We start from the raw sequence: 12405 nt of genomic DNA on the forward strand, positions 1-12405 counted from the left end.
GTCGGTTCTCCTTCTCTCAGGACGGGTCGCGGGTGATCAGCTCGAGGAACGCCGGCATCCAGCGCTCCGCCTGACCGGCGCCGAGGACGATCTCGGAGTGCGGGGTGTCCACCCGCACGGTGGTGAGCCGGGGCAGGAACGCCGACCACATGCCCGTCAGCTGTGCGGCGTAGGCCGCGGCGTCCTCTCCAGCGCGGCCATCCTCCCCCGCCGCCGCGACCAGCAGTGCCGGCACGTCGACGAGGCCTTCCGTCGGCGCTGTCAGCAGCAGATCGACACGGGTGGCCGCGACGGCGATCGCGCGGCGCTGGGTGGCGTCGAGGCCGCCGAACATGCGCTCCCCCAGCTCGGGTCCCGCCTCGCGCTCCAACGTCGCGGCGATCCGGTCCTGCAGGTCGGGGTCGCCCCGCAGGTCGGCCATCGTCACGGTGACCGGCTCGACGTCCTCCTGCAGCGGCCCGTCGGCGATGGGGATCGCGTCGACGATCCCCAGCGCGCGCACCGTGTGGCCCCGCCGGACCAGCTCCCGCGCGACGCCGTGGGCGAGGTGCCCGCCGTAGGACCAGCCGAGCAGGTCGTACGGGCCCTGCGGGCGACACTCGACCACCGCGTCGGCGTACGCGCGGCACGCCTCGGCGAAGTCCGCGAAGTCGACGTCGACGCCGCCGTGCACCGGGTCCTGGATGCCGTACACCGACCAGTCGGTCGGGAGCAGCGGCACGAGGTGGGAATACATGGTGGCCACGCCGGTGTACTCGTGGAAACAGAACACAGTGGTGGAGCCCGGGCCCTCGCGCAGCGGGAGCAGCATGGCCTCGCTCACCGTCCGGCCCGCGGCGCCCGCTTCCAGGTGCGCCGCCAGCGCGGCGACGGTCTGGTGCGCGAAGACGTCCCGGACCAGTAGGCCGTGGTCCGCTGTCGCGTTCACCCTCGCCACGAGCCGCATCGCGAGCAGCGAGTTGCCGCCGCTGTCGAAGAAGTTCGCGGCCGCGGAGTAGCGGTCGAGCCCGAGCAGCTCGGCGATCGTGCCGGCGAGCAGCTGCTCCGTCGCACCCTGCGGCTCGACGTGCTCCGCGCCGGCGACGTCGATCACGGGCAGGGCCCGGGCGTCGACCTTTCCGTTGATCGTCAGCGGAATCTCGGCGACGACGGCCAGCCCCGCGGGGAGCATGTAGTCGGGCAGGATGCCGCGCGCACGGGTGCGGACGGCGTCGAGATCCACGGTGCCGGATCCAGAGATCCCGATGGCGGGCACCAGGAACCCGTGCAGCTGGGTCGCCCCTGACGCGTCCTTGCGGGGGACGACGGCGGCGCGCGCCACCTGCGGATCGGCCGCCAGGACATCGGCGACCTCCCCCGGCTCGATGCGGTAGCCGCGGATCTTCACCTGGTCGTCGGCACGGCCGAGGTACTCGATGTCGCCGCGCGCCGTCCAGCGCGCCAGGTCACCCGTGCGGTACATCCGCGCGCCGGGCTCCCACGGGCAGGCCGGGAAGCGCTCGGCGGTCGCCGCGGGCTGCGCCCAGTACCCGCGAGCGATGCCGTCGCCCGCCAGGTAGAGCTCGCCCGCCACGCCGTCCGGCACGGGCTGCAGCGTCGCGTCGAGGATGTACGCGCGGGTGTTCAGGATCGGCGTACCCACGCTCGACGTCGGGCTGTCGGCCAGGTCGGCCCCCAGCGCGTTGATCGTGAACTCCGTGGGGCCGTAGAGGTTGTAGGCCTCCACGCCCGGTGCGTCGCGAAGCTGCTGCCAGAGCCGCTCGGGCACGGCCTCGCCGCCGAGGGACACGAACACGACGCCCTCGCCGTCCGCCGCCACCGAACGGCCCGCGGGCCGTTCGCGCTCCAGCATCCCCTGGTCGACGAGCAGCTGCCCGTACGACGGGGTCACGTCGAAGCCGTCGATGTGCTCGGCGTCGTAGTGGGCCAGCAGGCGTTCCGGCTCGCGCCGCATCTCCTCGTCGATGACGTGCACCTCGTGGCCGTTGAGCATCCAGAACAGCTGCTCCCACGAGGCGTCGAAGGAGAACGACGTGGTGTGCGCGATCCGCATGCTGCGGCCGCCCTGGTGCGCGACGACCCGGTCGAAGATCTTCTCGACGTGGTTGGCGTACATGGTCGTCAGGCCCCGGTAGCCGACGGCGACGCCCTTGGGGCGCCCCGTCGAACCGGACGTGAAGATGATGTAGGCCAGATGGTCGAGGTGGACCTCGCCGCCGCGCTCGGCCACCGTGATCGCGGTCCCCGGCAGGCCGGCGATCCGCTCGGTCACGGTGGCGTCGTCCAGGTTCACGGCCTGGCCGGCCTCGGGTCCGAGGCGCGCGGCGTCCCGGTCGGTGACCAGCGTGACGGTCGGCCCGGCGACCGCCAGCATGTGCGCGATGCGGTCGTCGGGGTTCTCGGCGTCGACGGGCACATAGGCCGCGCCGACCGCGAACACGGCGAACATCGCGACCACCATCCGCTCGTCGCGCGGCAGCAGCAGCGCGACCCGGTGTTCGGGGCGGACGCCGTGTTCCAGCAGCAGCCGCGCGTAGCGGTGCACCTCGGCCGCGAACTCGGCGAAGGTGAAGCGGCGCTCACCGGCCACGAGCGCGATCCGGTCCGGCGTCACCGCCACCCGCTGCTCCAGCAGGCCGCCGACAGTGATCTCCTCGACGGCGCGGGGAGCTTCTGATCCGCGGACCTCCTCACCCGGCAGCAGCGCGGGGACCTGTCCTGTCGGCTCGTCGAGGTGGTCGACGAGGAAGCGCAAGACGTGGAGGTACCGCTCCAGCAGGGTCCGCGCGGCGGCGCCGTCGAACGCGTCGCGACGGAACGACAGGCGGACGTGCACCGCGGCACGGTTCCCGTCCAGCCACGGGTTGACGGCGAACGTCACGGGGTAGTGCGTCGCGTCGTCGATGCCGCCGCCGGTGACCTGGGTCTCGGCGTCGTCGCTGCCACCGTCGGTGCGGTACGGGAAGTTCTGGACGACGAACAGCGTGTCGAACAGGGCCCCGACACCGGCGTCGTCCTGGATGTCGCTGAGCGAGGTGTGGAAGTGGTCGATGACCTCCAGCTGCTCGCCCTGCACCCGTTCCAGCAGCGCGCCGACGCTCTCGAACGGGTCGGTCCGCACCCGCATCGGTAGCGTGTTGAACAGCAGGCCGACGATCCGCTCGGCGTCGTCGAGCTCGGGCGGGCGTCCGGAGACGGTGTTGCCGAACACCACGTCGGTGCTGCCGGTGAGCCTGCCCAGGGCGACGCCCCACGCGACCTGCAGCAGGGTGCCGACCGTGACCCGGGCCTCCCGCGCGGCGGCGTACACCCGCGCGGCCTCGGCGTCGTCGAGGTCCTGGTGGAGCTCCCCGGTCTCGATCCGGTCGCCGGTGAGGTCGCCCCCTTCCGCCCAGACGACCGACGGGCCCGGCAGGTCGGCGAGGTAGTCCCGCCACGAGGACCGGGCGGCCGCGCCGTCACGGTCCGCGAGCCAGTCGAGATAGGTGCGGAACGACGCGGCGGGCGTGCGCTCGGCGTACCCGGGATCGGCGTAGACGGCGAGGATCTCGCTCAGCACCAGGTTGAGCGAGTACCCGTCCATGAGGATGTGCTCGAAGGTCATCGCGAGCGTCCAGGCGGACGGGCTGCGCTCCACGAGCACGAACCGCAGCAGCGGCGGCTCCTCGTGGTCGAACGGTGCGGCGCGCTCGGCCGCGAGGAACGCCTCCACGTCGGGCGCATCCTCCCGCTGCACCGCGCGGAACGGGAGCGGGCTGTGGGCGGGCAGGACCTGCACCTCGCCCTCACCGAGCGCGACGAACCCGGCCGTGAGATTCGGGTAGCGGCGCAGCACGGTCGCGATCGCGTCGGACATGCGGGTGGGGTCCACGGAGCCCGCCAGCTCGCGCGTCACCTGGGACACGTATGCGTTGTGGTCGTCGCTCTCGCGGGAGCGGACCATGTGGTAGAGCAGCCCGCTCTGCAGCGGGGAGAGCGGGAGCACCTCGGCGTCGGCCCCGTAGCGGGACCGCACCTGCGCCGCCTCGACCGCCGTCATGGGGAGCCGGTCGACGCGCCGCAGCGCCGGGAGGATGTCTCCGGTGGGCAGCACGGCGAGGCCGTGCGCGTCGAGGTCGGCGGCGAGAGCGTCGGCGATCTCCTGCGCGTCGAGGTCGGTGCCGGGTGCGACGCGGACCTCGACGGTCAGCGTGTCACCGACCAGGAGCCGCACGCTCACCCCGATTCCGGCCGGGTGCTCGTCGGGCTGCACCTCGTCGGGCTGGGGTCGGGCCGCGGTGCGGAACACGCCGATTCGGAGCTCGGGATCGGGCACCTCGTCGAGGTAGCCGCCGAAGACCGGGCTCGCGCGCAGCATCGCGAGCTCCTCGGCGTGCCGGGGCTCCCACGACAGGCTTTCCTGCCCCGCGACCGGGAAGCGCCGGACCGCGGACGGTCCGGCGGGCTCCTCGATCTCGACCACGGTGCCGTCGGCGAAGTCGGGGCTGTGGACGAGGCAGAGCGCGCGCAGGAACGCTCCGATCGCCGACGCCCGCTCGGCGGCGGGTGTCGCGGCGTCGGTGACGGTGCCGCGGGACTCCGCGATCCCGGCACCGCCCTGGCCCGCGCCGCTCGGCAGCTCGACCGGCGCGACGTCGGCAAAACCGTCGAGCCAGTCGGCCCAGAACGGGTCGTCGAGGACGCCTTGCAGCTCCTCGTCCGTCGCCTCGCGACCCAGCTCGGCGGCCGGGGGCACGATCTCGAGGACAGCGCCGTCGCGGTAGGCCGCCACGAGGGTCGGTGCGACCGCGGCGACGACGTCGAGGGCCGCGGGGTGCGGCGCCGCGCCGGTGACGATCCATCCGCGGCCCGCCTCGTCGACTGCGACGGCGGCCGGCACGGACAGCGCGGACGAGACGTGCGTGACGGCGGCACGCCAGAGATCGGCGTCGCCGAGGTCGAACGTGGTCGGCGCGATGCGGTAGGACGTGCCCTTCGCGGGGCGGGTCGCGCGCGCGACCCGGACCAGCTCGCGCAGCTGCGCGACGCTCAGCCGGGGCGAGTGGGCCCCGTGCTCCAGCACGAGCCGCGTCGTGTCCAGCAGCAGCTCGGCCGTCTCCCTCGTGACCACGGAGGGCATGTAGGCGATCCGCAGGTTCAGCGTCTCGCCGGGCTCGGCGATGAGGGTGACCGGGTAGTGGGTCGCGTCGCTGCCCGCCGCGTCCCGCACCGCGAAGCCCGTGGCCCGCTCCACACGGTCCCGCTCCTCCTCGTCCTCGGGGTAGTTCTCGTAGACGACGAGAGAGTCGAAGAGCGGGGACCGGCGAGCGATCCGGTGCAGGTCCGACAGCGGCACCTGATGGTGGTCGAGCAGCGCGGTGCTCTGCTCCTGATGGCGCGCAACCAGTTCGGCGAAGCCGAGCCCGTCGCGGACCGCGATGGGGGTGGCGATGGTGTTGATGAACAGGCCGACGGCGTCCTCGATCCCGTCGACGTCCGCCGGGCGCCCGGAGACGATCGAGCCGAACACGACGGACTCCTGCCCGAGCAGCTCGCGCAGCGCGACACCCCAGGCGGCCTGCACGACGGTGTTGATCGTGACGCCGGCGCCGAGGTCGGCCAGCTCCTCGACCGCCTCGGTCCCCACGACGCCGTCGACGACAGCGAGGTCGGTGTCGGTGTTACCGATACCCTCCGGCCCGGCCACGAGGGTCGCGCCGGTCACGGGCTCCAGCGCGCGGGCCCATGCGGCCTCGGACTCGGCGCGGTCGCGGCGACCCAGCCAGGCCAGGAAGTCCCGGTGGACGGTCTCGGGCGCGCGCCGTCTCTCCGGATCGGCGTACGCCTCGAAGAGCGCCGTGATCAGGATCGGGGAGGACCACCCGTCGACGAGGACGTGGTGCAGCGTGAGCACGAGATGCGACTCCGTCCCGCTCCCGCGGACGAGCGCCAGCCGCACGAGCGGAGGGTCGGTGAGATCGAAGGGGCGCAGGCGGTCGTCGTCGGCGACCTGCTGAGCCCGTTCGGCAAGCGCCCCTTCGGAATCGACGTCGACGACCCGGAACGGGACCGTGACGGTCTCGGGGACGACGGCGACGTGCGCGCCGTCGGCCCGCGGCACGATCGCGGCGCGCAGGTTCGGGTAGCGCTCCAGCACGCGGCGCAGCGCGGTCTCCATCCGCGCCGGGTCGACGGGGCCGTCGAGCCGGAAGGCGCTCTGGACGACGTAGACGTCGACGCCGCTGTCGGCGGCCGCGTCGGCGAGGCCCGCCTGGAACGCGAGGCCTTCCTGGAGCGGGGTCAGCGGCAGGACGTCGCCGAGCGGGCCGTAGCGGTCCTCCCACGCCGCGATGTCGCCCGGGGCGAGGCCGCCGGCCATGAGGTCGGAGGGCGAGCGGCGGTCCAGGTCGGTGCTGCGGGCATAGGTGTGCAGCGTCGTCAGCGCCTGTGTCCACAGTGCTGCCAGCTCCGCGGCGTCCGCCTCGGTGAGCAGCTCGCCCGCGTAGGTGAGGGTGCCGCGCAGGGCGGTGCCGGATCCCGCGTCGACCGCCTCGACGTTGACGTCGACACCGGCGGGCAGCGGCAGCTCGCCGGGGGTGTGACCGTCGATACCGGCCACGCTCTCCCAGGGCTGCGCGTCCTGCGTGGCCGCGCCGAAGCGGCCGAGGTAGTTGAAGCCGATGTCCGCGCCGCCCGTTCCCGGGAGGCGGTCGCGCAGCAGGCCGTACCCGAGGCCCTTCGTGGGGACGCGGGCCAGGTACTCCTTGACGCGGAGCACCGCGTCCGCACCGGCGCGGGGATCGGTGACCGCGGCGACGGGATCGACGTCGTCGGTGGACAGCGACACGGGGTACCAGGAGGTGAACCACCCGACGGTGCGGGTCAGGTCGCTGCCCGGGACCAGCGGCTCCTCGCGGCCGTGGCCCTCCAGGCCCACCCGCAGCGTGCGCTGCTCGGCACCGCGGGAGGCGCGCCAGGCCCCGACGGCGCTGGTGAGGGCGCCGAGCAGGATGTCGTCGACACCGGCCGTCAGCAGCCGGGGCAGGTCGACCAGCAGCGACGTGGTGACCTCGGCCGGGAGCTCGAGGGTGATCGCGCCCGCCGTCGCGTAGGTGTCGACGGCGGGATCGAGGGGCCGGGCACCGAGCGGAAGGTCTCCGGGGGCCGCGGCCCAGTAGGCGTGCTGCGCGGCGATGTCCGTGTCGGCGGCGCGGTGTGCGAGCGCCTCCGCCCAGGTCGTGGCACTCGTGCCGGTCGGCGCCAGCGGCTCCGCGGTGGCACCGGTCTCGAGCTCCCACGCGTGGCGCAGGTCGTCGCCGAGGATCCGCCACGACACCCCGTCGACGACGAGATGGTGGATCACGAGCAGCAGGTGGCCGGCTCCACCGTCGGGGCCGGGGGACCAGGCGGCGCGCCAGAGCACGCCCTGCTCGGGGTCGAGGGCCCGGGAGAGCCGGTCGACCGTGGCGCGCAGGTTCCACGGGCCCACCTCCAGCCGCCCGGCCGTCGAGGTCTGCTCGACGCGGAAGCGCCATCCCTCGCCGTCGCGGACCAGCCGGCCCCGGAGGGCGCCGTGATGGTCGACGACCCGCGCGAGGATGCGCTCCAGCCCGTCCGCGGCCAGCCCCGCGGGGGTCACGAAGTCGAAGGACTGGGTGAAGGACGCGAAGCCGGGCTCGCCGACGTGCTGCGCCGCGATGGGCAGCAGGACCGACTCGGTCGCCTCCGGCAGTGGTGCGCCGGCGTTCTCGGTCGCGATCCGGCCGTCGGCCAGCGCGGCCAGCCCGCCGACCGTGCGCACGGTGAAGACCTCCGCGGCCGAGACGACCACACCCGCGCGCCGGGCCCGCGACACGACCCGGATCGACAGGATCGAGTCCCCGCCGAGGCGGAAGAAGTCGTCGTCCGCACCGAGCTCCACGTGCGCCGGCAGCCGCAGCACCTCGCGGAACACCTCCGCCAGGACGCGCTCGGTCTCCGACTCGGCCGCGCGCCCGCCGGCGGTGCCGAGGTCGGGCGCGGGCAGCGCACGCCGGTCGATCTTGCCGTTCGGAAGCGTGGGGAACGCATCCACGCCGATGATCGCGGTCGGCACCATGTACTCGGGTAGGCGGGCGGCGAGGTGGGCACGGATCTCCGCCTCCGGGGCGGTGCCGGTGACGTACGCGGCCAGCTGCTTCCCACCCGCCGGGTGGTCGACGGCGAGCACGATGGTGCCCGTCACCCCGGGGTGGGACTCGAGGGCGCCGCGGACCTCGTCCAGCTCGATCCGGAACCCGCGCACCTTGACCTGCTCGTCGACGCGGCCGAGGTACTCGAGCTGTCCGTCGTCGTTCCAGCGGACCACGTCACCGGTGCGGTACAGCCGCTCCCCCGCGGCGCCGGACGGGTCGGCCACGAACCGCTCCGCCGTGAGACCGGTGCGGCCGAGGTATCCCTCGGCCAGCTGGGCCCCGCCGAGGTAGAGCTCGCCGGGCGCGCCCGGGGCAGCCGGGCGGAGCCACGGGTCCAGCACGCGGACCGACGAGTTCGAGAGAGGACGGCCGATCGGGGTCGTGGTCGCGGCAGCCGGGAGCCCGGCGGCGTCGGACACGTCGTAGCCGACGATCTCGACGGCGGCCTCCGTGGGGCCGTACATGTTCCAGACCGCCCGGTCCGGCGCGGTCAGGGCGCGGGCCGCCTCCGGCGGGACGCTCTCGCTGCCGACCGTGACGTGGTCGACGCGCAGCGTGGACAGGTCCTCGCCGTCAGCGGTGAGCGCGCTGACGACCGAGGGCAGGAAGTCCGCGTACCCGAAGTGCTCGGCGCGCAACAGGTCCGCCAGGTAGGCGGCGTCCTTCTCGCCGCCGTCGCGGACCAGCCGCACGACAGCGCCCACGGCCAGCGGCCAGAAGATCTCGGGGACCGACACGTCGAACCCGGCGGACGACTTCTGCAGCACTCGGTCGTCCACGGCCAGCGGGAACGTCGCCTGCCGCCAGGCGACCAGGTTCGTGATGGCCCGGTGCGACACGGTGACGCCCTTCGGCCTGCCCGTGGTGCCGGACGTGAAGATCACGTACGCGGCGTCCGCGGGCAGCAGCGGCCGCGGGAGCGCGGGCGGTTCGTCCCGGCCGGCGGCGATCGCACCGGCGGTGGCCGGGTCGTCGAGCGCGATGACCGCGACGGGGGTCGCGAGCGGTGTGCGCCCGTCGGTGAGTACGACGGCCGGGGTGGCGTCGTCGAGGATCATGGCGATCCGCTCCGCCGGGTACGCCGGGTCGACGGGCACGTACGCGGCGCCCGCGCGGACGGCGGCGGCCACCGCGACGACGAGGTCCGCGCCGCGGGGCAGGAGGACTCCGACCCGGTCGCCGACCGCGACCCCGTGCTCCACGAGGAGGTGCGCGAGGGCGTTGACCCGCGCGTCGAGCTGGGCGTAGGTGAGCGTTCCGCTCTCGCCCGCGACGGCCACGGCGGACGGCGTACGCGCGGCCTGCGCGCGCAGCAGCGCGTCGAGCGTCGTCGGAGGCTCCGCCGCAACCGGTCCTTGCGACCAGGCCGCGAGGGACCGCTCGTCGTCGGGCCGGAGGGTGGGCAGGTCGGCGATCCGCCGGTCCGGTGTCGCCGCGATCGTCTCCAGGATCCCCCGGAAGACCGCCGCGTAGCGCTGTGCGGTGGCCACGGGGACGACGTCGACCCGGTGGGTGAGATGGAACGCGATCCCGTCCGGCCCGGGGACGACGGCGAGGGCGAGGGGGTAGTGGGCCGCGTCGCTGCCCTCGACCGCACGGAGCCGCAGCCCGCCGTAGGACCGGCCGACATCGCTGTCGATGGGGTAGTTCTCGTACACGAGGATCGTGTCGAACAGCGGGCTGTGCCCGGCCAGCCGGTGCAGCTCCGGCAGCGGGGCGTGATGGTGGTCGAGCAGGCGGGTGTTCTGCTCCTGGACCTGCCGCAGCAGCTCGGCCAGCGTGGGGTTCGCACCGAACGCGACGGGCGTGGGGATCGTGTTGATGAACAGCCCGATGGCGTCCTCGATGCCATCGACGTCGGCGGGTCGGCCCGACACGGTCGAGCCGAACACCACGGTCTCCTGCCCGGTGACGGTGCCGAGGAACACGCTCCAGGCCGTCTGCACGACGCTGTTCAGCGTCACGCCCGCATCCCGGGCGACGGCGGTGAGCGCCGCCGTGGTGGCGGGGTCGACGGTGAACGCGATCTCTTCGGGAAGTGCCTCCGCCCGGGGTGCGGCACCCGGTGCGAGGAGCGTGGGCTCCTCGACCGCGGCGAGAGCGCGCGTCCACTCCGCCGTCGTGGCCGCCCGGTCGCGGCCGCCGAGCCGGCGCAGGAACGCCGCGTAGGCCGGGTCGGCACCCCTGACCTGCGCAGACGCAGTCGATCCGTAGGCTTCCAGCAGCGCCCGGACCACGTGTGGCATCGACCAGCCGTCGGCGAGGACGTGGTGCATCGTGAGCAGGAGCGTGTGCTCCTGCGGCCCCGACGTGACGGTCGTGACGCGCAGCAGGGGGGCGGAGGCGAGGTCGAACGGCGCGGCGTGCGCGGGATCTTCCAGCACCGCCTGCCGGGCCGCGGCCGGATCGGGGTCGCCCGACACGTCGACGGCCGTCAGCGGCACCTCGACGACGGCGGGGACCACGGCGACGTGCTCCCCCGCCTCCGTGACCGTGATCGCCGCCCCGAGGTGCGGATGCCGGGCGAGAACCGCGCCGAACGCGTGCCGCAGGCGATCCACGTCGAGGGCGCCGTCGAGGTGCAGGACGGTCTGCGTGAGGTAGACGTCGACGCCGCCGGAACCGCCGACGAGGGACTCGAACGCGATGCCCTGCTGCAGCGGGGTCAGCGGCTGCACGTCGGCGAGCGCGCCGTAGCGGGCCTCCCAGCCCTCGACATCAGCCTGCGTCACCCCGGTCGCGGTCAGGTCGGACGGCGAGCGCCGCACGATCGGCGCACCGTCGGCGAAGTCCCGCAGGGCGGCCAGGGTCTGCAGCCACAGGTCCGCGATCCGACGGGCCTCGTCCTCGGTGATCACGGAGGCGGCGATCTCGAAGGTGGCGACGAGTGTGGCGTCACCGGTGCCGACGACCGCGGCGTTGATGTCGATCACCGCGGGGAGCGGCATCTCGGCGGGCAGGTGCGCCCGCAGCCCCGGGTGCTCGGGGGCGGCGACCCAGTCACCACGCTCGGCACCGCCGAACTGGCCGAGGTAGTTGAACCCGATCTGCGGCCGGTGGCCTGCCGGCTCCACAGCGCTCGACGTCTCAGGGCCCGACGTCACAGGGCCCGACGTCACAGGGCCCGGCCCCAGGTGGCGCAGCAGCCCGTACCCGATCCCCCGGGACGGCACCGCCCGCAGCTGCTCCTTGATCCGCACCACCGCGTCCGCCGCGACCGCGGGGTTTTCCACCGCGCCGACCGGATCGACGTCCTCCGTGTCGAGCCCGACCGGGAACCACGACGTGAACCACCCGACGGTCCGCGACAGGTCGCTGCCCGGGACCAGGGTCTCCTCACGGCCGTGGCCCTCCAGACCCACGACGACGCGACGGTGCGCCCCACCCCGCCACGCCCCCACCGCGACGGCCAACGCTCCCAGCAGGACGTCGTTCACCTCGGCCGACAGTGCCCCCGGAACGGCCGACAGCACCGCCCGCGTGACGTCCGCGGGCACCGTGACCTCGAACCGCCGCGACGTCGCGTAGGTGTCGCGTGCGGGGTCCAGCGCCCGCGCGCCCAGCAGCGGCTCCTCGCCGGACACCGCAGCGGCCCAGTAACCGGCCTGCGCCGCGAGATCGTCGTCGCCGGCCCGCGAGGCCAGCGCCGCCGACCAGGCCGGCAGACCCGTGCCCACCGGCAGCAACGACTCCGTGCCGCCCCCCGCCTCGATCGCCCAGGCGTCCGCCAGGTCGTCGCCGAGGATGCGCCACGACACCCCGTCCACCACGAGGTGATGGATCACCCACAGCAGCCGGCTCTCCCTCGGGAAGAACACCGCCCGCCACAGCACGCCCGCCTCGAGATCCAGCGATCCCGAGAGCTCCGCCGCGAGCTCGTCGACCCGCCCCAGCCCGGCACCGGAGTGGTCGACCGCCAGCCGGTCCCCGGCCGCGACGGCGCTCTCCGCCACCACGAACCGGTCGCCCACGAGCCGCCCGGACAGCGCCGGGTGATGCGCCGCCACCCGGCCCAGCACGCGGCGCAGCCTGTCCTCGTCCACATCGGACGGTGTGGTGAACACGAACCACTGGGTGAACGACCCGAACCCGGGCTCGGCCGCCGCGGCCGCGGCGATCGGCCACAGGCCCGACTCCGACGCCGCTGCCGGGCCCGACACCCCGCCCGGCGCGAGCCCCTCGGCCTCCGCGCGCCCGTCGACCAGGGCGGCCAGCGCCGCCACCGTCCGCGAGGTGAACACCTCCGCCGCGG

At 74.3% G+C, this 12405-nt stretch carries 1 protein-coding gene; it reads right to left on the minus strand.

Annotated elements, in window-relative coordinates:
- Window positions 1-16 precede the first annotated feature (16 nt).
- A complete protein-coding gene (locus tag PSU4_RS06240; RefSeq protein ID WP_222596181.1) occupies window positions 17-12394 on the minus strand; it encodes a non-ribosomal peptide synthetase in 12378 nt (4125 codons plus the stop codon).
- Window positions 12395-12405 lie beyond the last annotated feature (11 nt).

This window comes from Pseudonocardia sulfidoxydans NBRC 16205, assembly GCF_007989085.1.
Lineage (GTDB): Bacteria > Actinomycetota > Actinomycetes > Mycobacteriales > Pseudonocardiaceae > Pseudonocardia > Pseudonocardia sulfidoxydans.